The sequence below is a fragment of the Paenisporosarcina sp. NPDC076907 genome (genome assembly GCF_050269735.1).
Classification (GTDB): Bacteria; Bacillota; Bacilli; order Bacillales_A; family Planococcaceae; genus Paenisporosarcina.
Genome location: NZ_JBNNIX010000001.1, coordinates 1474939 through 1496115, shown reverse-complemented (window position 1 = coordinate 1496115; position 21177 = coordinate 1474939). Strand labels below are relative to the sequence as shown.

Below are 21177 nucleotides of genomic sequence, written 5' to 3'. Positions count from 1 at the left end.
TCATAAAATTAGTCGTTGCACTAAATAAAAAGTTACATCTTTTTTATTGGTAATGTAAAAGTAAAATTGGTTCCAATATTTTCTTCACTAAGTACAGTAATCGTGCCATCATGGGCTTCCACCATATTTTTTGCTATAGCGAGACCCAAACCAGTTCCACCTTTTCCTCTTGTTCTCGATTTATCTGCCTTATAAAAACGCTCAAAGACAAACGGCAAATCTTCTGCCGGGATTCCTGAACCTGTGTCTTCTACACTAATTTTCACGAATGCATTGTGTTGTTCGACATGGACCGATACTTTTCCTTCATTCGGAGTATGGCGGATTGCATTATCTATCAGATTGGTCAAAACTTGTTCAATTCGATCTTCATCCACTTCTGCAGTTAACAGTCTAGAAACAGCAGAATCGAATTTCAACGTAATATGGGATTCCTTCGCCACTTGTGCAAATTTTTGTGTAATCCTTTCGATTACTGGGACAACGGCAACATTATCTTTATATAGTCGCATCCGCCCTGATTCCATTCTTGCTAAATCCAACAAGTCGGTTACTAGACGTCCCATTCGTTGCGATTCTTCATAAATAATTTTAATCATTTCGTCTCGTTCTTCTTCTGTCGACACAACATCATCCATTATTGCTTCGCTATACCCTTGCAACATCGCAATAGGAGTTCTGAGTTCATGTGATACATTGGCGATGAAGTCAGAGCGCAAACGATCCAAACGGTGCTGTTCTGTCATATCTCGCAATACAGCAACGGCTCCTCTGATGGAATCACCGCTATACAATGGACTGATTGATATGGCAAAGTAACTGCCTTCCATCTCCAGTTCTTCATTGATTTCTTCTTCCAAATGAAGGACATGGTCCAGCATGTGATCCATTTCGATTGGGATTGGTTGACCATTGTTCGTTCCCATACGGAAAAACCATTTTTGTAACATTTTTTCAGCTTGGGGATTACTCAATAAAATTGTATGATCTCGATTAAATGTTATAACCGCATCTGTCATGGACGTTAAAATGCTGGACAGTTGCTCTTTCTCCTGATTAATCACTTCCAGGTGGTGCTTCAATTGTCTTCCCATCTGGTTAAATGCATTTGCCAATTGGCCAATTTCATCATTTTGATGTGCTGGCAGTTTTGTATCAAAGTTTCCTTTGGATAATTCAAAAGCAGCTTCACGCATTTTCCGCAGTGGTGATGTGATACGGGTAGAAAGGAAAAAAGCAAAAAAAGTTGTCAATATAAATGCGATAAACGCTGAAAGAAAGACGATATTCGTCGTTTCTTTTGTGGTCTCGTGTATAACATCCAAACTTTGGTAAATGAATACGGCTCCATGGACTTCATTTTCAACATTTAATGGAGAAGCCAATACGATAAATGACTCCATTTGGTTTTTATTCTGAAGGGAAGGCAGCATCATTTCTTTTAAAATCGGTTGTGACGATTCAAATACTTCCCCGAGAGTTTGATCATTCATGATCTGTGACTTTATTTCTTCGCCATTTTCTCCTTCATGCAAAGCCAGTGACACTTCACGGGGCTCCTTTGCAATCAGAGCATTAGTTTCAGGTCCAAGTATGTCCGAAATGATAGAGAGTGATGTATCCACATTTTCATGATCATCAACGATCGTGGCAATTGTACTCGCTTCCTGTCGTAAGGAAGCTTCAGCCTGCTCGCTATGATAGTTACCTAAAAACTCCAACATCAAAACTGTAATAATAAACAATACAAACGAAACGAGAAGCAATATGGTTACCCATAGCTTCCCGACAACGCTGTTCCATATTCTATTCATTGACTACCTCGAATTTATAACCTACTCCCCAAACCGTCACAATCATTTTGGCCGCTTTTTCAGAAACGCGGTTCAATTTTTCGCGTAACCGTTTTACATGGGTATCAACTGTTCTCAAATCACCAAAGAAATCGTAGTGCCATACTTCTTTCAGCAATTGTTCTCGATCAAAAACTTTATCGGGCGATTTTGCCAAAAAGTATAATAACTCATATTCTTTAGGAGTTAAGTTCACTTCTGTTCCATCTGCAGTAACACGATGTGCATCATGATCAATCGTTAAATGCGGAAATACAACTAAATCTTTTGAAGAAGAAGTTGATGAAATTGGTGAAATTGTCACGGAACGTCTTAAAACAGCTTTCACACGAAGAACGACTTCGCGCGGACTAAATGGTTTTACTATGTAATCGTCAGCTCCTAGTTCAAATCCTTGAACCCGGTTCGCTTCTTCGCCCTTCGCCGTTAATAAAAGAATCGGTGTTGCTTTCTGTTCACGAAGTTCTGACAGCACTTCCATACCGTCTTTTTCCGGCATCATCACATCAAGAAGAATACAGTGATATTCTTTTTCAAGTGCCATTTCCAATGCCATGGCTCCATTTTCAGCTTCGTCCACTTCATATCCTTCACGCTCTAAATACATTTTTAATAATCGACGAATGCGGTCTTCGTCATCTACCACTAATACAGCAATATGTTCCGACATTGTGGTAACCCCTTTCGTCCTATCTCTATCCATTATTGTACAATTACAAGCTCTAAAATGAAAGAAAAGCCCTTCCCCCGGAAGGAAAAGGCTTGTCTACTTATGCGTAAGAATGTAAACCGGCAATAATTAAGTTTACGGCAATTAAGTTAAACATAATAATAATGAATCCGATTACAGCTAACCAAGCAGATTTCTCTCCATGCCATCCTCGCGATAAACGAAGATGCAGGAACGCTGCATAGAATAGCCATGTAATAAGAGCCCACACTTCCTTTGGATCCCATCCCCAGAATCTGGACCATGCTTCCTGTGCCCAAATCATTGCGAATATCAATGCCCCTAATGTAAACACAGGGAAACCAATTGACACAGCACGATAACCGATTTCATCCATTAATTGAGAATTTGCTTTTTGTGCAAATGGTTTCAGAACAGCTGAGATTGGTTTGCGAATGATTAGTCGGATGAGGCCATACAGGACTATCCCAAACAATAAAGACCAAGTAACCGTCGTTAATTTCTTTGCATTAACTATTGGAGGCATTTCAGCCAGTGGTGTCATTGTTCCAGGTGTTAACGCCTTGTATTCATTCATTCCAAATATAGGCGGTGTATTGTACGTAATTTCTTTATCTTTTTGTTCTTTGTCCACATAACTAAATTTTGCTTCATAGTCCATTACACTAAATGTTGTCGTTGATGCAACAAATCCTAGTGTTAATACGAGCGTAAACATGACAGCTTCTAACCAAAAACTTTGCTTGGATCTTTTCGTCACATCTACATTCTTCAACAAGTAAATTAATCCTGCAACCGCACTGATGGCTAAAATAGCTTCACCGAGCGCAGCCGTAATTACATGAACCGTTAACCAGTAGCTTTTCAATGCCGGTATCAATGGATTGATATCGCGTGGGAACATACTTGCAAATCCAATAATGATAATGGCAATTGGTAATGCAAACAGCCCGAGCGAAGGTGTACGGTAAATGAAATAGATTAAAATAAAAGCTGCAACAACCATCATGCCGAATGCAGTTGTAAATTCAAACAAGTTACTGACGGGTGCATGTCCAGCCGCAATCCATCTTGTAATGAAGTAAGCCAAATTTGCTATGAAACCAACGATCGTAACAATAATTCCGATACGTCCCCATCGCTTTTCAGAAACGGATGTTTCCGGCTTTGAGCCTTTTACAGCTCCACCAAAAAATAGTGTTGCAATCAAATAGCAAACAAATGCAACAAACAATAAATTCCCACTTATCGAGACGAGTGTCATGACGATTTCTCACCATCCTTTTTGAGCTCTTGAGATTCAGAATCCTGTTGATCCTTGTACAGAGGCAATTGAGCTGCTTCCGTCACCTGATCCAACTCTTTTTTAATTGCAAACCAGTTTTTATTTGTATGGGCAGCTACAGCAAATTGTCCATCTTTTGTTTTATGAATCCAGATTCTTCGATGATTGAAGTAAGAGCCTTGCGCTACCCCAATCATGAAAATTAGTCCACCTAAAGCCAAAATCCATAATGTTTTGTCTTTGCGAATCGTCAGTCCTGAAACATCACGTGTATCTACATTCTGAAATTCTAGTTTGTAGGCATTTTCTCCAAGAGGTTCCACTGTTTGTTTAATCGCAACAAAACTAGTTTCACCTTTAGGCGTTTCAGGTGTTGTCATTCTCACTAAAAACGCTGGATTATTTGGGACTGGAGACTTAGTTTGTGGTTCACCGTTTTCAAAACCAGAAAAATCAGGATAATAGCCTAACAATTTGACAGAAGAACCATTACCTAAATCATAAGTTGTTTCAGGGTTAACCAAATCTATTGCCAGGTCTCCTAATGACTCTCCAGTTGCTTTGTTTGAAAGAACAAAATGCATTGTTCGTAGTTCATCCAATCGGAAATCCATTTGATATACGGCAAAGCCATCGAATTTCAAAGGCTGATTAACCTGAATGGATTCTTTTTTCACTTCTTCAAGATTGTCAGTCTGACCAGGTAACGCTGCTTCTGGTTTTTTGTATAAAACCACATTCGTCTGATAATTGGATGCAATCGTCCCTACACGTTCAATGGCATCGCCGAATACTTCATCGGCTTGCTCTTTATCATAGGTTTCAAGAATAAAATCTTTACTTTCAAGGTAATAACCATGCGCTTCTGGGATGGCGCGTGTTTCACCTTCGCGGATCCACATCGTTTCGTCCACATAAAATCCTGGCAATGCACGAAGCATAACCCCGAACAGGAAAATAATAAGACCCACATGATTGACATAAGGACCCCATCTAGAAAAACGACCTTTTTCTGCTAACAGTGCACCGTCTTCTCTCTTAACGTCATAACGCAACTCTTTTAATTTGGCTTCACTTTTTGATAAGGTTTCTTCTCCTACACTACTTTCACCAAGAGCAAAAAGACGTTGACGTTTCATAAAGCTTTCATGTCTTTTCGTGCGTTGTTTCTTTAAAGAATTGTATAAGGGAATAAAACGGTCCAAGCTTGCTACAATTAAAGAAATTCCAAGCATTCCAATTAACGTTTGGAACCACCAGGAGCCATATAAATCAGACAAACCCAATTCGTAATAGATTTTTCCGAAAGTCCCATATACTCTTTCGTAATAAGCAGCAATATCCGCTTCTGTTGTCGCAGGTACATAGAGAACTTGCGGTAAGATTGTTCCAATTGCAGCTGCCACTAAAATCATGACAATGATGGTTACGCCAATCTTCACACTTGAGAAGAAGTTCCATATTTTATCGATAATCGATTTGTTGTAGGTTTGCGAACGTCGTGCCGAACCTTCGTAACGCATGTCCGCTAATTTTAAATCTTTTGCTTCTTTCGTGAGGGGCCGACCACAGTTCCCACATAGCACTGTTCCTTCTGGATTTTCATGCCCACAAGCACAAATGATGTTGTTCATATGATTGACTCCTTATTTGGGACTTATCTGCTCCATAAAAAGAGCGATGTCCTGTTCTGTCATCTCTCCGCGTACAATCTTCTCGATTTCACCTTCAGGATTGATTAACAATGTCGTTGGAAGCGGGTCAATGTTATAGGCTTCCATTACACTTTTCGTTTTATCAATAACGATTGGGAAATCCAGACCATATTGGTCAGCAAACCGTTCCACTTCGAAATTGGACTGGGCAATATTTACAGCTAAGATTTGGACACCTTGATCTTTAAATACTTCGTATTGGCGATCCATAGCTGGCATTTCTTTCGCACAAGGCTTACACCATGTACCCCAGAAATTCAAAAAGACACCTTGCCCTTTATAATCTGACAAACGATGCTCTTCCCCATTTAAATCTACTAAAGTGAAATCTGGGGCTTCATCTCCAACGCCTAGTACCTCAACCTTATCTTTCGTGGCATTGTTGTAAATGGTGTAAATGATTGCAACTGCGAGCACAGTTAAAATCAATGTTCGAATCAAAAACCTTTTTTGTTTCGTCTGAGCCATTTTTAGACCTCCTACATGACGAAATAATCATTTTTCATTATAACAAAGAAAAGCGGTTGATTAGACCGCAGATTTGAAGGGTTTGTGAACGTTTACCAGTGTTCTGAAAACGTACTTTGTCATCTGAATAGTTCACAAAATTTCCATTACCTACTAATTATGAACCAATTTTTCCTGTTTCAGCCATAACTCGCAGTAATTTCACTTCATGGGATGTTAACTCACGTGACTCACCTGCATTAAGACCATGCAGAGTAAGAAACGCAAATCGTTCACGTTTTAATTTTTGAACTGGGAAACCAATCGCATCGAACATGCGACGAACTTGACGGTTCTTCCCTTCATGGATCGTGATTTCAATAATTGCTTTACTTTGCTTTGGATCAGCTGATAATAATTTGACTCGGGCTGGAGCAGTTTTTCCATCTTCGAGAACAATTCCTCGCTCTAGTGGACGAAGTTGTTCTTTCACTGGAATGCCTTTTACTCGTGCAACATATGTCTTATCAATTTTGAATTTAGGGTGAGTCAGTGTATAAGACAAGTCGCCATCATTCGTCATAATCAATAGACCGGATGTCTCATAATCTAAACGCCCCACCGGAAACAATCTTTCTGGAATGTGCGGAAATAAATCAGCAACTGTTTTACGGCCCTTGTCATCCGTTACGGCTGATATGATGCCTCTTGGTTTATATAATAAGTAATAAACCTTCTGTTCTTTTTCCAATTTCACTCCATCTACTTCAACCGTATCTGATGCAGATACTTTTGTTCCAAGTTCTTTAACAACTTGTCCATTCACTTTTACTTTTCCTTCTAAAATCAGTTGCTCAGATTTCCTTCTTGATGCAACCCCAGCATGTGCTAACATTTTTTGTAATCTTTCCATACCTTCACCTCATCGTCGATTCCTATACTCTTTAAAAATTATGTCACACTTTCACTCAAAACAAAAGAAGACCGCTTATTTAATAAGCAGTCTTCATCATTCATTCCGCTCAATATGTACTTTTTTTGTAAGTATGGTTTGCCCGTTTATTTGTACTTCCCATCTTGCCACTTTTTGAGACGTTTTAGCTCGATTCAAAACGACGAGATGTGAAACTTGTTCATCATTCTTTTTAAGGATGTAAGCTGGCTGATCTGTTTTCATTACTAATCCACCAGGTAAATCATATGAGCCTTTTTCAATGACTTGAACTCTATCATATTGTGTAAAGACATTCTGTGCAAGTTGCTTATGCATTTGCCAATCGTTTGATTGGTTCAATGTGACAACGATAATTTCCTCATCGCCATCTTTAAAATACGTAGCAAGCGTTCTTCCTGCCGTTTTAGTGAAACCTGTCTTACCAGAGATCGCTGTGTTTTCCAAGCGAACGAGTTTATGCTTGTTTTCCCAGTACTTTCCGTCACTCTTGAAATGAGAGGCAGTCAATATGGGCTGCAATGCTTTGTTCTCCATTGCAATTTTTAACATTAGGGCCGTGTCATAAGCAGTTGACAAGTGTTGCTCATGATGTAATCCTGATGGGTTTTCAAAATGTGTGTCTTTTAATCCCATAAGTTTGGCTTTTTCATTCATCAATTTGACGAAACCTTCAACAGATCCGCCTGCATGTTCCGCAAGTGCTACTGCTGCATCGTTTCCAGATCTCAACATCAATCCATAAAGCAACACTTCCACCGTTGTTTCTTCTCCATTTTTCAAATAGATAGATGAGCCTTCCTGTGAAGTTGCATTAGGAGAAATCTCTGCTTTTTCTTTTATGTCCACTTCATCTGCTACGACAACCGCTGTCCACATTTTCGTCAAACTAGCGATTGGCAATTGTTGGTCTTCGCCGCTTCCCATTAGTAATCGTCCCGTTTTAGCATCAATCACTGCATAAGACGATCCCTGAGCTTCAGAAAATCGAGGATACAACAGAATTACACCTACAAGTAAAATCACCAGCACAATGAACCCTTTAATTCGCAATCAGCAGCACCTTTCGTTTTTTATTCTTGTTGTTCGCCAAAGGCTTCCTGAAACTTTGTCATGAATAAATCTGTTTGGTCATCATCTTCCTCACCTTGCGTTTCCGGCAACGGAGGCAACTCATTCATATCATTTAAACCAAATACATTTAAAAACTCTTTCGTAGTGCCATAAAGGATAGCGCGTCCAGTACCTTCCGCGCGTCCGACCTCCTGAATTAGACCTTTGAGGCTTAAAGTGTGTAAGGGTCTTTCACTTTTCACACCTCGTAAGTCTTCAATTTCGATCCTTGTTATCGGCTGTTTATAGGCAACAATCGCCAACACTTCCAAGGATGCTTGTGAAAGAGGTTGATTTGTAGGATTTTCAACAAGACGTTGAATCGTTTCAGCGTTTTGTCTTTTGGAAATCAGCTGATATGTACCTGCTAATTCTTTCAATTCAATTCCACGGGTTTTGGATTTTATGTATTCATCCTGTAATTTTTCTAATGCTTCTTTTACCTCTATGGTTGTTGCACCTGTTAAATTTTCAATTTGCTTGCTCGTTAACCCTTCGTCTCCTGTGACAAAAAGTAAACTTTCAATTTTACTCATCAATAGGCTCAAAAGATTCTTCCTCCCATCGATCGTTTATTAGATTAACTGTCAGATCATCAAAATTCTGACGTTGCTCGACAACTACCATTTGTCTTTTCATCAATTCAAGTAGGGATAAAAATGTGACCACCAGCGTAGGTTTGTCTTCAGACGGGAAAAGCTCTGAAAACGAACAACTTCCACCTCTGGATTTTAATGTTGTGAAAACACTTTTCATTTGATTTTTAATGGATAGTTCCTGTTTGGCAATTTTAGTTGCCAGTGGTGCTTTCAATCGTTTCCTTCTCAGCATTTTTTGAAATGCTCCCAACATGTCATAGACATTCAAGGGATCTTCAAATGCTGTTAATTGTTGAGTTGGCTGATAGTCGGTCAAGTCACTTGGAGCTCTAGTGAATACTTGTGCTCGTTGCTCTTCTAATTGCTGCAGATTCTCCGCGGCTTCTTTAAACTTGCGATATTCAATTAGACGATTCACCAATTCTTCCCTTGGATCATTCATATCAATAACGAGTTCATCATCGTCCAATTCGCCTTCGTGGATCGGAAGCAGCATTTTGCTCTTGATTGCAAGTAAAGAAGCGGCCATTACTAAATATTCACTTGCTTCATTTAATTCAAGCACCTGCATGGCACGAATATGTTCCATGTACTGTAAAGTTAAATCAGCCATTGGAATATCATATATATCAATTTCCAAACGATGGATTAAGTGCAATAATAAATCGAGAGGACCTTCAAAAGCGTCCAATTTTACTTCATAAGACATGTTAAGATCACCCGATCAAATAGATTCAAATTTTAGTATAGAGGAAGTGTGAGAAGAATGCATCCGTTGTTTCACCCACTTTATGTGCAGTTCGTCATATATTTTAATGAGCACAAGGATTATTTTGAATGCCACGAAGCATTGGAAGAGTATTGGAAAGAAATTGCACCGAAAGATAAAACACATCCACTTACTGCTTGGATTTTGCTCTCTACAGGAATGTATCACTGGAGAAGAAGTAACTTTAATGGCGCGAAAAGATCGCTAGTCAAATCATCCGAACGCTTCCATTTAAATGGTTCCAATGTTTTTAATGAAGGCATTAACTATTCTGAGCTCATGAACAATTTACAGAGATCAATTGAAAGTTTAGAAGAGAAAAAAGGTTTTCAGCCTTTTAACATACAGGTCGATTCTCCTGATTTATTATCTGCTATTCATAATCAGCCTGCATTAAACGCACTTGCGGGTGATCAACTTATACACAAGCATATGCTCCGAGATCGCACAGAAATACTTAATGCACGTGAAGAAAAAAGAAGGAACAGACATTAAACGTCTGTTCCTTCTTGCTGGATAGAGCACTTATCTAAGAATGGTTTTGTCGATTCAGCAGCCTTTATCTCGTTACATGGAAGGAAATTTTGCACTTTAGACACCATTTCTTTTCCGATTCCTTCACCTCTAAATGAAGGAGTAACTGTAATATGCTGAACCAAACATTCCGTATCTGTCGTTTCTATTCCAATCAAGCCTACAAAATCTTCATCCTTTTTCCACATAAACAAATGCCAGTTTGGATTGTTTTCATAAGTATGAATGGTTTCTTGTAATTTCTTTAAATCTTTTTCTTGTGGCATAAAGGATAGGAGACCCATCGCTATCTTTTCACAATTTTTTTTAAATCGCACTAACATAATAAATCCCTCATTTTTGATTCCGCTTCAGCACCAATGACTATCCTACATCATTTGCGATAAAACTTCAACTTGCAATCCATTATTTAACAGTTTATTGGTTCGGTGCAATAAATATCCAATATAGGACTCCCCAGATAATTCCCACTAAAAGAATAAACAGATAGAGTTTGTTATTAGTTCTTTTCATGAATGTGCACCAACCGTTTCGCCCTGTAAAGAACAATCCAACCTGACAAGATCTTCATAGGTCTCTCTCTTAATGACCACGCGATGACTGCCCTCTTCCACGAACACCACAGCCGGTCTCGGCAGTCTGTTATAATTGCTTGCCATTGAGTATCCATAAGCCCCTGTGCAAAATACTGCGAGTATATCTCCCGCTTCGACCGAAGGCAAAGAAATGTCTTCGATTAATTTATCGCCTGACTCACAGCATTTACCGGCCACCGTATAAGTAGTAGTGGCATCAGCTGTCATTCTATTCGCAACAGCGGCATCGTATTTTGCTTGATAAAGAGCAGGACGGATATTATCCGACATCCCTCCATCGACAGCAAGGTAATTTCGAACTCCAGGCACTTCTTTTTGAGATCCAATCGAATATAGAGTCGTCCCTGCGTCACCTACTAGTGAACGGCCTGGTTCAATCCAAATTTCAGGCATTGGATAATCTGCTTCACCAATTTCAGAACGAATTGACCTGATCATATCTTCTACATAAATTGCAGGTTGAAGGGGTTTATCCTCTTCTGTATAGCGGATGCCAAAACCGCCCCCCAAATTTAACACCGGGCAAATAAAGTCAAAATCTGTTTTCCAGGAAAGCATTTTCCCGATAAGTTTTTTTGCTGCTAAAGAAAAAGCCACCGTATCAAAAATCTGCGAACCAATATGGCAATGCATTCCTAGTAAATGAATAGATTCTTCATCTTTAACTGCATGGAACGCTTTATCTGCCTGACCATTATTTAAATCAAAACCAAATTTCGAATCCGCTTGACCAGTTGTAATGTAGTCATGCGTATGAGCTTCGATACCGGGGGTCACACGGAGCAAAATGTTAACTTGCTTATTATGGTTTTCTGTCAATCTCTTTAACTGTTCTATTTCATAAAAGTTATCAACGACAATACAGCCAATACCAGCGTTTAATGCAAAGAGTAATTCATCATTGCTTTTGTTATTTCCATGAAAATGAATATGTTCCACTGGAAATCCTGCGTGAATGGCTGTGTATAATTCGCCGCCAGAAACAACATCCAAAGACAGTCCTTCTTCAGCAGCAAGCTGATACATCGCAATACTTGAGAATGCTTTACTGGCATATGCAACTTGAGCTTTAACGTGCTCACGTTCAAATGTTTGAATAAAAGCTCGGGCACGCTCTTTTATTAAGGCAGTGTCGTATACAAACAATGGCGTTCCATAGTTTTTTGCCAATGTCAGTGCGGATGTTCCTCCAATAGTTAAATGACCCTGTTCGTCCACGGACTGTGTTCCAAATAAATGCATCTTCATCTCTCCCAGTGGTTTTTCAATATAAGAACTTTACCATAGGGAAAGACTCCGATGCAATGAATGGATTAGGAACGTTTACGTTTCGGCGAATGAACAATAAATGGTCTGAGTGCTCCATTGGATGAAGGGAAACGGATAAGTATTCGAGCCAATGCTTTAGGGAAAAATGGGACAAGTGGCCATAAATAAGGCACGCCCATCGGTTTAATTGATACAAGGTAAAAGAATACGAACAGGATGCCAACGAAAAAGCCATTGGACCCAAATGCGACGGTTGCTATTAGCAATACATTCCTAAACATTTTGGCAGCAACACTTAATTCATATGACGGTAATGCAAATGTTAAAATCGCCGATACAGCGGTATATAAAACCACTTCAGGAATGAATAGTCCCACATCGATTGCAATCTGGCCAATAATAATGGCAGCCACTAAACCCATTGCCGTGGATAGAGGTGTGGGGGTATGAATAGCTGCAAGTCTTAAAAATTCGAGACCGATATCAGCTATCACGATTTGAAGGAAAAGTGGTACCTCTCCATTTTCTTTCGGACCAATGTACGAAAGAAACTCTGGAACACGATCTGGTTCTACCACCAGTAAATACCAGAAAGGCAAAAGTGTTAAACTTAGGAAAAATCCTGAGAAGCGGAGCATGCGGACGACCGTTCCAATTATAGGGGCTTGTCGATATTCTTCTGCATGCTGCAAATGATGAAAGATTGTTGTGGGAACTAAAATTACAGAAGGAGACGTATCTACGATAATTGCGATGTGACCTTCCAGTAAATGAGCTGCACATGTATCTGCACGTTCTGTATATCGAACGAATGGTACTGGATGAAACTTTTGTTTAAATAACCATTCTTCAAGCGATTTGTCGGTCATTGTCAATCCATCATGATGGATTTTTTTCATACGCTTGCGAATATAATCGATGTGTTCTTCATTCGCTACACCTTTTACATAGGCAATAACCGTATCCGTTTGACCCCTCGTAGAAAGTTTCGTTAATTCAAAGCGTAGAGATACATCCCGTATTCTTCTGCGGATTAATGCCGTATTCTGCAAAATGTTTTCAGTAAATCCATCTCGTGATCCCCGGATGACTTTTTCATTGTCTGGTTCATCAGGTTGTCTGCCAGGATATGAGCGGACATCCACTGTGAAAACATATCCACCTGATGTCACGATACCCAGCTGTCCACTTAACACCGCGGACAGCCAAGCATCTTTCGAATCGTAAATCGTGACAGAATGATATGGAAAATAACTGTTCATTGCTTCAATTTCATGAATTTCCAAATTACGTTTCACTTGTGATGAGGTACTCTGTGTTAACGTCAAAATTTGAGTAAGTGTTGTCGAGTCAATCAAACCGTTCATATAAACGAATAGCGAAGGAATTGACCAAACATGTGCTTTTTTAACACCTACATCGAAGCTCTCTCCTTTACCAAACTTCGAATAAACAAAAGATTCAGCATCAGTAATATTGGCAAAAAGTGACTTATTTATTGAGATCCATCCTTTAATGTTGCCTGTTTAGGTAACATCCAACTTTTCAGTTGCTTGAGTATTTTCTTTTCTAGCCTGGACACTTGCACTTGTGAAATTCCGAGTCTCTCGGCAATATCACTTTGAGTACAGTCTAGGTAATAGCGTAAATAAATAATCATTTGTTCCCGTTTTCCGAGTTTCGATAAAATATCACGCAATGGAATATGATCGAATGAGCGCTCTGAACGTTCATCTCTCAATTGATCCATCAGAGTCAATGCATCTCCTTCACTCTCAAACAATTGTTCATGAAGGGAAGCTGGATCTCTCAATGCATCAGAAGCAAGTACTATTTCATCCATCGTCACATCGAGCGTTGTGGCAAGCTCCGACAAGGATGGCTGGCGTTCGTTAAGGCGAATAAATTCATCTGTGGCATGACGGATTTTAAAACTCAGTTCACGTATGGAACGACTGACTTTAACCATGCCATCATCTCTGAGGAACCGTTGGATTTCCCCAATAATCATCGGTACCGCATATGTTGAAAATTTCACTTCATACGATAAATCAAATTTGTCGACTGATTTCATTAAACCAATACAACCGATTTGAAATAAATCTTCTAAATCCGCTCCCCGTGAAGCGAATCGTTGGACAATAGACCAGACGAGACGGGTATTTCCTTCTACCATGGTTTGTCTGGCAACTTTGTCTCCTTGTTGGGACAACAAGATTAATTCTCGCATTTTTTCTTGAGTCAACAACACGGGTTGTTGTCCGATAGGCGTCGTCATCGTTCACCTAAAACGAAGTTGGATTGTATGGGTAAGAATTCCTTCGTAAAGGTAATCGCAGTTCCTTTCTGAGGCTCTGACCATACCGACAAATGATCTGAGAAACTTTCCATAATGGTAAAGCCCATTCCGGAGCGTTCTCTCTCCGGTTTGGATGTATAAAGAGGTTCCATTGCTTGCTCAACGTTTGGAATCCCTCTGCCTTCATCACTGATTGTCATCGTGATTGATTGTCCATTCCTTTTGGCACGTATGGTTACGATGCCCTCCCCATCCTCTTCATATCCATGAATGATGGCGTTTGTGACTGCTTCAGAAACAATTGTTTTAAACTCAGCTAATTCATCAATGGTTGGGTCAAGAGATGCAATAAAACTCGTCATCACCATACGTGCCAAACCTTCGTTTTCACTAATGGCAATAAACGATAGCGTCATTTCATTGTCCATTTAAAATACCCCCTAACTGTGCGATTGTTTCTTCTTCTGTTGTTGGCCAAACATAGGAACCGAGACCAGAATATTGAAAGATTTTTTTCATCGTTTCAGAAGGATGTAAAATTACGGTTTGTCCATTGGTAGGAACAAAATCTCTCATTCTTCCTAAGATAAGTCCAATTCCTGCACTATCCATAAAATGTAAGTCTTGCAAGTTCCAAATGATGGCACGAAGAGTTCCTCTATAAAGAGATTGTGAAATTTCGTCACGGATTGTTTGTGTGGCATGATGGTCAAGCTCGCCTTTTAAGCGAATAATTGCTATACCGTCTTCGACAAATAATAGTTGATGTTTCATCTAGTAACTCCTCCTTTCCGTGACTATTCGAGGTAAGCTACTTCAATTCCTTGTCGTTGACAAATAAAGGCTAAACCTCTTATTTCTCGACAGAAATTGCACCATTCTATTCATTAACAGTATGGAAAATCTTTCATTCATTTAAACATCACTGTTGAAAAAAAGTATAAGAATAAAAAGGAATGGATTGTGACAGCGTCACAACCCATTCCTTTTTTGTTTGACTCATCCCTACGGCTTTTGTGCGTTCTTTCTCTTACAACCGTATTAGTTCTCTGCTTTTTAATAAATTTCTTTTACTAAAGAATCGATCTCCTATTTAAATAGAAATTTATCCGAAGATAGAATTCTTCCTACTTTCTTCAACAAGGGATCATTGGTTCAACATTTTTGCACCTTACAACGCGAAATGGAATAACGAAATGCACAAGAAAACGATTCATTTTATGAGTTGAGATTCAAACGTTTTTCATAAAATTTAACATTGGTTCAACTTTCCTTTCATTGGTTCATATAATGTTTTGAGAGGAGGCGTTACCAAATGGATCGATTTATTCTCTTAATGTTAGCTAGTATTTTAGCTGGTTTTGCATTATTAAAGGTTCCCTTATCAGGCACTTTCTTATCAGGTTTAGAGCCCGTAACAAACGTAATCGGTGTTTTAGCTATAGTCATATTCTCTCTATTCCTGATATTTAAAGGTGTAATGGCATTACTGGGGAAATAAAATGGCGTTAAGAAAAAACTGCATCCTGACAGTTAGACACCGTCTATCTGTCAGGGTGCAGTTTTTGTGATCTTCTATGCCGAATCAACAAAATCTCCATATATATCTCCTTGTTTATCTACCATGCTGTTAGCAACTCGCACTTCTAATAAGCAACAATTAAAAAGTTAAACTTTGCCAAGAAAAAAAGCGATCTCCGAAGAGACCGCTTTTTTGATTTACATTATTGAGTGATGATTTCTTCTATTAATTTTGGTGCTTTGGTCGGTTCTTTTGAGAATTCAATGTATTTGTACATTATTTCCATTACTTTATCTACATTTTGAGAGTTAGCGTGGATTGTTGCAAGGGACTCGCCCTCTTTAACAGCGTCGCCAACTTTTTTGTGAAGAACGATACCGACTGCCAAATCAATTTCCGACTCTTTTGTGGCACGACCTGCGCCAAGAATCATAGCAGCTGTACCAATTTCGTCAGCTTCAATGAAAGAGATATAGCCACTTTCTTTTGATGGTACTTCAAACGTAAATTTAGCTTGTGGCAACAATTCTGGTGAGTCAACAACTGCCGGATTTCCACCTTGACCTTCAATGAAGTTTTTCAGAATTTCAATCGCTGATCCATTTTCGATCACTTCAAGAAGCATACCACGTGCTTCTTCCAAATCTTTTGCTTTACCGCCGACAACAACCATTTGACTACCTAGCACCATGCATAGTTCTGTTAAATCTTCAGGACCTTTGCCGCGAAGTGTATCAATCGCTTCTTTCACTTCTAAGGAGTTACCAATGGCAAAGCCTAATGGTTGACTCATATCAGAAATGATGGCCATTGTTTGACGACCTACATTGTTACCGATTTGTACCATTGCTGTTGCTAAGGCACGAGCATCTTCAACAGTTTTCATAAACGCGCCTTCACCCGTTTTCACATCAAGAACGATGGCATCTGCACCTGCTGCAATTTTTTTACTCATAATTGAACTTGCGATCAATGGGATGCTGTTTACAGTTCCCGTAACATCACGAAGCGCATATAATTTTTTGTCTGCAGGAGTCAAATTACCACTTTGACCAATTACGGCAAGTTTCATTTCATTAACTTGTTTCGTAAATTGTTCAGTTGTCAATTCAACGTGGAAGCCTTCAATTGCTTCCAATTTATCAATCGTACCGCCTGTATGACCAAGTCCACGACCACTCATTTTAGCTACTGGTACACCACATGCTGCCACTAAAGGTCCTAGCACAAGTGTTGTCGTGTCACCCACACCACCAGTTGAATGCTTATCTACTTTAATTCCCTCGATACCTGACAAGTCAATTTGATCGCCTGACTCAACCATCGCAAGAGTTAAATCTGCACGTTCACGATCACTCATATCTTTGAAGTAAATAGCCATCAATAATGCGCTCATTTGATAGTCGGGAATACTTCCGTTTGTATATTGCTCAATGAAAAAACGAATTTCTTCCGTTGTTAATTCCGCGCCATCACGTTTTTTTTCAATTAAATCAACCATTCTCATGAATGTTCACCTATCCTTCAGTTTAAGTGGGTCAAGAAACTGCGGCCAAATTTAGGCATAGAAACATTAAAGTTTTCCGCAATTGTCGCCCCTATATCAGCAAATGTTTCGCTTAGTGGAAGTTCTTTTCCTTCCGTAAAGCGAGGTGAATAAGCCAGCACTGGCACAAATTCTCGTGTATGATCCGTACCTGGGAAGGTAGGGTCATTTCCATGGTCTGCTGTAATAATTAGTAAATCTTCATCTGTTAAAGCGTCCAACACTTCTGGCATACGTGCATCGAAAGCTTCCAATGCTTCTCCGTAACCGATTGGATCACGACGGTGACCATACAATGCGTCAAAGTCTACAAGATTCAAGAAACTGATGCCATGGAAATCTCTTTTCACAACTTCAGCTAACTTATCCATGCCGTCCATATTGTCTTTTGTACGCAATGACTCAGTTACACCTTCATTGTTGAAAATATCTGAGATTTTACCAATGGCAATTACATCATAATTTGCATCTTTTAATTCATTCATCACTGTACGTTCAAATGGTTTCAACGCATAGTCATGACGATTTGTTGTACGCTTGAATTCACCCGGTTGTCCGATGAATGGACGTGCAATCACGCGTCCTACTAAAAACTCGGGTGCAAGTGTTAATTCGCGTGCAATTTCGCAGATTTTATATAGTTCTTCTAAAGGGATAATTTCTTCGTGGGCAGCAATCTGCAATACTGGATCTGCAGACGTATAAACGATAATTGCGCCTGTTTCCATATGCTCTTGTCCTAACTCGTCCAAGATTTCCGTACCACTTGCTGGTTTATTGCCAATGACTTTACGTCCTGTCTTTTCTTCTAATGCTTTGATTAATTCTTCTGGGAATCCATCTGGGTACACTTTAAACGGTTGATCAATGTTTAGGCCCATGATTTCCCAGTGACCTGTCATTGTATCTTTACCTACTGAAGCTTCCTGCATTTTCCCATAATAAGATGAAGGAATCGTTACAGGCTGAATACCTTGGAATGGACGAATATTAGAAAGTCCCATTTTTTCAAGGTTTGGCATGTTCAGACCATTCATTTTTTCTGCAATATGTCCAAGTGTATCAGAACCAGTGTCTCCAAAAGCATGGGCATCTGGAGCCTCACCGATACCTACTGAGTCCATAACGACTAAGTGAATTCGTTTAAATGATTTAGTTGTCATACATATCCTCCTTCAACTTCTATTCATATCTTAACAAATGTTTGGAAAAAATACACGTCAGACTTCTGACGAATTTAGTTGATTATGCTCTTGGATGAAACTGTTTGTACACATCTTTTAAACGGGTTTTGCTCACATGTGTGTAAATTTGAGTTGTTGAAATATCCGCATGTCCAAGCATTTCCTGCACCGCACGTAAATCTGCACCGTTTTCTATTAAATGAGTGGCGAAGGAATGGCGCATTGTATGTGGGGTAAGGTCGTTTTGTATGCCTGCTTTCATCGCATACTCTTTCATTAATTTCCATACGCCCTGTCTAGTCAATCCTTTCCCACGTTGATTGACAAAAATAATATCCGTCCGATGTGACGGTTTGATCAATTTTGGACGCCCTTCTTTCAAATATTGTTCACATGCTGCAAGTGCAGTCCGGCCTAAAGGAATAATTCTTTCTTTTCCTCCTTTTCCGAAGCATCTAACAAAGCCCATCGTTAAATGTAAATCTTCCATGTTTAAAGTAATACATTCACTGATTCGCATTCCTGTTCCGTAAAGAATCTCTAATAATGCCCGATCCCTCAAGCCCTGTGGTTTATCCAAACTTGGAGCAGCAATCAATTCCTCTACTTCTTCAATTGACAATATCTTCGGTAACGTACGATCCATTTGTGGCATTTCCAGATGCACTGAAGGATCCGAATTAGCTATTTTTTCACGAAGTAAAAATTGATGAAACGATCTGATCGATGAAATGTGGCGAGCTAAAGTACGAGATGATTTACCTCCTGCTTTTAAGGATTGCAAGTGAGAAAGAATATGAATTCGCTCGACATCATTCAGTGTGGACAATTGTTGAACTTTTGCAAGGTCCTTTATATAGACAAGTAAATCACGTTCGTACGAAGTTAAAGTATTGGTAGATAATTGTCGTTCTACTCGTAGAAAATGAAGATAATCTGCGACGGCATCTTGCATTTCTTTCATATTAAACCCTCCCTGTAAACTCACTTTTATGTACATATATGAATTGGTCAATTTTTTTTATTAAAGTAAACGTAAAAAAGGATAGCAATTCTGCCATCCTTTTGTTTTACAGTATAACATGTCTGAGTCTTGGCGTTAGCCGCTTTTCTGTTACTCAGATTCTTCTTTTTCATCATGGTTATCGTGGCAACGCCAACAAATACCATGAAACGTCAATCGATGATCTTTGATTTGGAAATTCCATCGTTTTTCAACAATGGCTTCCACATCTTCCAACAGGTCTTCCTGGATTTCATCTACGGCTCCACATTCAATACATACGAGATGGTGATGGAAGTGTGCTGCACCTTCCTGACGCAAATCGTACCTTGAAACGCCGTCTCCAAAGTTAATTTTATCGACGACTTTTAATTCTGTAAGAAGTTCAAGTGTTCGATATACAGTTGCAAGTCCAATATCAGGAGCTTTATTTTTAACGAGAAGATATACATCCTCCGCACTCAAATGATCTTCTTCATTTTCAAGAAGCACTCTAACTGTCGCTTCACGCTGTGGCGTCAGTTTATAGCTCGCACCATGAAGCTGCTTTTTTATCCGGTCAATACGGCTCTCCATGTGACGCCCCCCCAAACTTCCTTCATTATACCAAATTGGTCTTTCTCATTACAAGATAGAGAAAGTTAACCAAACGATAACAATTATAATCTAGTATGGATTATAAACCATGAATATATGGAAGGACAAACAATTCAAGTCCGATTAACACAATATAGATAAGACTAAGTACGCCTATTCCTTTAAAACTACGAGCTTGTTTGGATTGATTATAGGATGGTGGAGGCACAAGTAAGAAGCCGATTAGCAACAATAAAGAGCAATAAATCAACTGAAATGGAAACCACCACAATGCATATGCCCAAAATTCAGTTTCCTGCGCAATCAAGAACCCGGAGCAAATTCCCCAGAAAACTGCTCTCATTGTCCCTATTAATAGAATGGCATATTTTAGGATCAAGTGAGTAGCGAACAAAAGAAATAACAAAATCGTTACGAGTTGCGGGAGAATTGAATCAAAACCACTCGGTATATTTTCACTTAACAACCTAGGGTCGATCCAATGAATGACTCTTTCAACTTGATCAAAAGGCATTTTTGAATACAGCCATAATCCACCTAAATAACCGATGACTAACAATCCTAGTAAATAAAATATTGGGAAAGAGCGAGTCAACATCCGCCACCTACCTTTCATAGAGTAGCTTATGCGTGTCCCACTATCAATCATTCATCTTTTCTGTAAATATTCCTTTGCCCATAGAACGCTGTATGCTGTTTTGGCATCAAAGATTTGTCCAGACTTCATCATCTCTTCCGCTTCTTCCACGGTTGCCTCAATGATTTCAACGAACTCATCTTCATCCAGTGACGCTGCATTTTCTATTTTTGATAGTCCTTCTGCCACGAACACATGAATAATTTCATCAGCAAATCCAGGGGAAGTGGCGAAAGATTGAATATGCGTTAATTTTTCACAGCCGTAACCTGTTTCTTCTTCCAGTTCTCTTCTTGCCGTAACTTCAGGCTCTTCTCCCGGCTCTAGTTTCCCGGCAGGAGTTTCAATCAGCGATCGTTCCAGCGCTTTTCGATATTGCTCGACAAAGACAATTTTGCCTTCGTCTGTTATCGGCACGATGGCAACTGCTCCGGGGTGTTTAACCAGTTCCCGCTTCGAAGTTTTGCCATTGGGCAATGTCACTTCATCCACTCGAAGGGAAATAACTTTCCCCTCATAAATCGGTGTTGATGCTATAGATTTCTCTTCATATTTTTTCATATATT

23 protein-coding genes are annotated in these 21177 nt (G+C 39.4%); 2 read left to right on the top strand and 21 right to left on the bottom strand.

The genetic code is table 11. From position 1 onward, the window contains the following. Nucleotides 1-32: 32 nt before the first annotated feature. From ACQKEV_RS07305 to ACQKEV_RS07265, 9 genes are all read right to left on the bottom strand, one after another. Nucleotides 33-1814 (bottom strand): ATP-binding protein, encoded by a 1782-nt coding sequence (locus ACQKEV_RS07305; protein ID WP_427447916.1) that lies wholly within the window; start codon nucleotides 1812-1814, stop codon nucleotides 33-35. Next, on the bottom strand, nucleotides 1807-2523 hold the full coding sequence (locus ACQKEV_RS07300; RefSeq protein WP_427447918.1) for a response regulator transcription factor: 717 nt from the start codon (nucleotides 2521-2523) through the stop codon (nucleotides 1807-1809). Before ACQKEV_RS07300 ends, ACQKEV_RS07305 begins: the two co-directional genes overlap by 8 nt. Before the next feature lie 100 nt (nucleotides 2524-2623). Further along, a complete protein-coding gene (gene ccsB / locus ACQKEV_RS07295; RefSeq protein ID WP_427447920.1) occupies nucleotides 2624-3808 on the bottom strand; it encodes a c-type cytochrome biogenesis protein CcsB in 1185 nt (394 codons plus the stop codon). Beyond that, nucleotides 3805-5463: a cytochrome c biogenesis protein ResB gene (gene resB / locus ACQKEV_RS07290; RefSeq protein ID WP_427447922.1), complete on the bottom strand. Its 1659-nt coding sequence runs from the start codon at nucleotides 5461-5463 to the stop codon at nucleotides 3805-3807. The genes ccsB and resB overlap by 4 nt, the downstream gene beginning before the upstream one ends. A 12-nt stretch (nucleotides 5464-5475) precedes the next feature. Next, nucleotides 5476-6012 carry a thiol-disulfide oxidoreductase ResA gene (gene resA / locus ACQKEV_RS07285; protein ID WP_427447924.1) on the bottom strand — a complete coding sequence of 179 codons (537 nt, stop codon included), beginning with the start codon at nucleotides 6010-6012 and terminating at the stop codon, nucleotides 5476-5478. A gap of 157 nt (nucleotides 6013-6169) precedes the next feature. Further along, nucleotides 6170-6904, bottom strand: coding sequence for a pseudouridine synthase (locus tag ACQKEV_RS07280; RefSeq protein WP_016427450.1), 735 nt, complete (start codon nucleotides 6902-6904; stop codon nucleotides 6170-6172). A gap of 96 nt (nucleotides 6905-7000) precedes the next feature. Next, nucleotides 7001-7996 carry a D-alanyl-D-alanine carboxypeptidase family protein gene (locus tag ACQKEV_RS07275; protein ID WP_427447926.1) on the bottom strand — a complete coding sequence of 332 codons (996 nt, stop codon included), beginning with the start codon at nucleotides 7994-7996 and terminating at the stop codon, nucleotides 7001-7003. 20 nt (nucleotides 7997-8016) lie between these two features. Beyond that, nucleotides 8017-8604, bottom strand: a complete 588-nt coding sequence (gene scpB, locus ACQKEV_RS07270; RefSeq protein ID WP_427447927.1) for an SMC-Scp complex subunit ScpB — start codon at nucleotides 8602-8604, stop codon at nucleotides 8017-8019. Next, nucleotides 8585-9364 carry a segregation/condensation protein A gene (locus tag ACQKEV_RS07265; RefSeq protein WP_427447928.1) on the bottom strand — a complete coding sequence of 260 codons (780 nt, stop codon included), beginning with the start codon at nucleotides 9362-9364 and terminating at the stop codon, nucleotides 8585-8587. The genes scpB and ACQKEV_RS07265 overlap by 20 nt, the downstream gene beginning before the upstream one ends. A gap of 57 nt (nucleotides 9365-9421) precedes the next feature. On the opposite strand from ACQKEV_RS07265, the gene ACQKEV_RS07260 reads away from it, so the two are divergent. Beyond that, nucleotides 9422-9919 carry a DUF309 domain-containing protein gene (locus tag ACQKEV_RS07260; RefSeq protein ID WP_427447930.1) on the top strand — a complete coding sequence of 166 codons (498 nt, stop codon included), beginning with the start codon at nucleotides 9422-9424 and terminating at the stop codon, nucleotides 9917-9919. On the opposite strand, the gene ACQKEV_RS07255 is transcribed toward ACQKEV_RS07260, so the two are convergent. The 6 genes from ACQKEV_RS07255 to ACQKEV_RS07230 form a co-directional block, all read right to left on the bottom strand. Continuing rightward, on the bottom strand, nucleotides 9916-10281 hold the full coding sequence (locus ACQKEV_RS07255) for a GNAT family N-acetyltransferase (protein WP_427447932.1): 366 nt from the start codon (nucleotides 10279-10281) through the stop codon (nucleotides 9916-9918). The genes ACQKEV_RS07260 and ACQKEV_RS07255 overlap by 4 nt on opposite strands. Before the next feature lie 186 nt (nucleotides 10282-10467). Beyond that, entirely contained in the window at nucleotides 10468-11796 is a 1329-nt protein-coding gene (gene lysA, locus ACQKEV_RS07250; RefSeq protein ID WP_427447933.1) for a diaminopimelate decarboxylase, read from the bottom strand. A 71-nt stretch (nucleotides 11797-11867) separates the two neighbouring features. Then, complete coding sequence (locus ACQKEV_RS07245; protein WP_427447975.1) at nucleotides 11868-13322, bottom strand: spore germination protein; 1455 nt, start codon at nucleotides 13320-13322, stop codon at nucleotides 11868-11870. Next, a complete protein-coding gene (locus ACQKEV_RS07240) occupies nucleotides 13319-14101 on the bottom strand; it encodes a SigF/SigG family RNA polymerase sporulation sigma factor (protein ID WP_427447935.1) in 783 nt (260 codons plus the stop codon). Before ACQKEV_RS07240 ends, ACQKEV_RS07245 begins: the two co-directional genes overlap by 4 nt. Continuing rightward, nucleotides 14098-14550 carry an anti-sigma F factor gene (gene spoIIAB / locus ACQKEV_RS07235; protein WP_427447936.1) on the bottom strand — a complete coding sequence of 151 codons (453 nt, stop codon included), beginning with the start codon at nucleotides 14548-14550 and terminating at the stop codon, nucleotides 14098-14100. Before spoIIAB ends, ACQKEV_RS07240 begins: the two co-directional genes overlap by 4 nt. Then, a complete protein-coding gene (locus tag ACQKEV_RS07230) occupies nucleotides 14540-14896 on the bottom strand; it encodes an STAS domain-containing protein (protein ID WP_016427460.1) in 357 nt (118 codons plus the stop codon). The genes spoIIAB and ACQKEV_RS07230 overlap by 11 nt, the downstream gene beginning before the upstream one ends. A 541-nt stretch (nucleotides 14897-15437) precedes the next feature. On the opposite strand from ACQKEV_RS07230, the gene ACQKEV_RS07225 reads away from it, so the two are divergent. Further along, a complete protein-coding gene (locus ACQKEV_RS07225) occupies nucleotides 15438-15623 on the top strand; it encodes a hypothetical protein (RefSeq protein ID WP_427447937.1) in 186 nt (61 codons plus the stop codon). A 223-nt stretch (nucleotides 15624-15846) separates the two neighbouring features. Here the strand turns inward: ACQKEV_RS07225 and ACQKEV_RS07220 are convergent, their stop codons facing one another. The 6 genes from ACQKEV_RS07220 to ACQKEV_RS07195 all read right to left on the bottom strand — a co-directional run bounded on the left by ACQKEV_RS07220 (nucleotide 15847) and on the right by ACQKEV_RS07195 (nucleotide 21172). Further along, the gene (locus tag ACQKEV_RS07220; protein WP_427447939.1) at nucleotides 15847-17151 is read right to left on the bottom strand and encodes a pyrimidine-nucleoside phosphorylase; all 1305 of its coding nucleotides are present in this window, start codon (nucleotides 17149-17151) and stop codon (nucleotides 15847-15849) included. 17 nt (nucleotides 17152-17168) lie between these two features. Further along, nucleotides 17169-18353: a phosphopentomutase gene (gene deoB, locus ACQKEV_RS07215; protein ID WP_427447941.1), complete on the bottom strand. Its 1185-nt coding sequence runs from the start codon at nucleotides 18351-18353 to the stop codon at nucleotides 17169-17171. Between the two features lie 82 nt (nucleotides 18354-18435). Further along, nucleotides 18436-19338: a site-specific tyrosine recombinase XerD gene (xerD, locus tag ACQKEV_RS07210; protein ID WP_427447942.1), complete on the bottom strand. Its 903-nt coding sequence runs from the start codon at nucleotides 19336-19338 to the stop codon at nucleotides 18436-18438. A gap of 150 nt (nucleotides 19339-19488) precedes the next feature. Further along, entirely contained in the window at nucleotides 19489-19953 is a 465-nt protein-coding gene (locus tag ACQKEV_RS07205) for a Fur family transcriptional regulator (RefSeq protein ID WP_269924846.1), read from the bottom strand. A 100-nt stretch (nucleotides 19954-20053) separates the two neighbouring features. Next, nucleotides 20054-20572: a hypothetical protein gene (locus ACQKEV_RS07200; protein ID WP_427457782.1), complete on the bottom strand. Its 519-nt coding sequence runs from the start codon at nucleotides 20570-20572 to the stop codon at nucleotides 20054-20056. A gap of 51 nt (nucleotides 20573-20623) precedes the next feature. After that, the gene (locus ACQKEV_RS07195) at nucleotides 20624-21172 is read right to left on the bottom strand and encodes an NUDIX hydrolase (RefSeq protein WP_427447945.1); all 549 of its coding nucleotides are present in this window, start codon (nucleotides 21170-21172) and stop codon (nucleotides 20624-20626) included. Between the last annotated feature and the right edge of the window lie 5 nt (nucleotides 21173-21177).

Excerpts from the sequence above, each read along its gene's own strand:
- ACQKEV_RS07255 (WP_427447932.1), bottom strand. The coding sequence starts at position 10,281 with ATGTTAGTGCGATTTAAAAAAAATTGTGAAAAGATAGCGATGGGTCTC.
- ACQKEV_RS07265 (WP_427447928.1), bottom strand. The coding sequence starts at position 9,364 with ATGTCTTATGAAGTAAAATTGGACGCTTTTGAAGGTCCTCTCGATTTA.
- spoIIAB (WP_427447936.1), bottom strand. The coding sequence starts at position 14,550 with ATGGACAATGAAATGACGCTATCGTTTATTGCCATTAGTGAAAACGAA.
- ACQKEV_RS07240 (WP_427447935.1), bottom strand. The coding sequence starts at position 14,101 with ATGACGACGCCTATCGGACAACAACCCGTGTTGTTGACTCAAGAAAAA.
- ACQKEV_RS07200 (WP_427457782.1), bottom strand. The coding sequence starts at position 20,572 with ATGTTGACTCGCTCTTTCCCAATATTTTATTTACTAGGATTGTTAGTC.
- deoB (WP_427447941.1), bottom strand. The coding sequence starts at position 18,353 with ATGACAACTAAATCATTTAAACGAATTCACTTAGTCGTTATGGACTCA.
- ACQKEV_RS07230 (WP_016427460.1), bottom strand. The coding sequence starts at position 14,896 with ATGAAACATCAACTATTATTTGTCGAAGACGGTATAGCAATTATTCGC.
- resB (WP_427447922.1), bottom strand. The coding sequence starts at position 5,463 with ATGAACAACATCATTTGTGCTTGTGGGCATGAAAATCCAGAAGGAACA.
- xerD (WP_427447942.1), bottom strand. The coding sequence starts at position 19,338 with ATGAAAGAAATGCAAGATGCCGTCGCAGATTATCTTCATTTTCTACGA.
- ACQKEV_RS07260 (WP_427447930.1), top strand. The coding sequence starts at position 9,422 with ATGCATCCGTTGTTTCACCCACTTTATGTGCAGTTCGTCATATATTTT.
- ACQKEV_RS07305 (WP_427447916.1), bottom strand. The coding sequence starts at position 1,814 with ATGAATAGAATATGGAACAGCGTTGTCGGGAAGCTATGGGTAACCATA.
- ACQKEV_RS07280 (WP_016427450.1), bottom strand. The coding sequence starts at position 6,904 with ATGGAAAGATTACAAAAAATGTTAGCACATGCTGGGGTTGCATCAAGA.
- ACQKEV_RS07205 (WP_269924846.1), bottom strand. The coding sequence starts at position 19,953 with ATGGAGAGCCGTATTGACCGGATAAAAAAGCAGCTTCATGGTGCGAGC.
- ACQKEV_RS07300 (WP_427447918.1), bottom strand. The coding sequence starts at position 2,523 with ATGTCGGAACATATTGCTGTATTAGTGGTAGATGACGAAGACCGCATT.
- ccsB (WP_427447920.1), bottom strand. The coding sequence starts at position 3,808 with ATGACACTCGTCTCGATAAGTGGGAATTTATTGTTTGTTGCATTTGTT.
- ACQKEV_RS07225 (WP_427447937.1), top strand. The coding sequence starts at position 15,438 with ATGGATCGATTTATTCTCTTAATGTTAGCTAGTATTTTAGCTGGTTTT.
- resA (WP_427447924.1), bottom strand. The coding sequence starts at position 6,012 with ATGGCTCAGACGAAACAAAAAAGGTTTTTGATTCGAACATTGATTTTA.
- ACQKEV_RS07195 (WP_427447945.1), bottom strand. The coding sequence starts at position 21,172 with ATGAAAAAATATGAAGAGAAATCTATAGCATCAACACCGATTTATGAG.
- ACQKEV_RS07220 (WP_427447939.1), bottom strand. The coding sequence starts at position 17,151 with ATGAGAATGGTTGATTTAATTGAAAAAAAACGTGATGGCGCGGAATTA.
- lysA (WP_427447933.1), bottom strand. The coding sequence starts at position 11,796 with ATGCATTTATTTGGAACACAGTCCGTGGACGAACAGGGTCATTTAACT.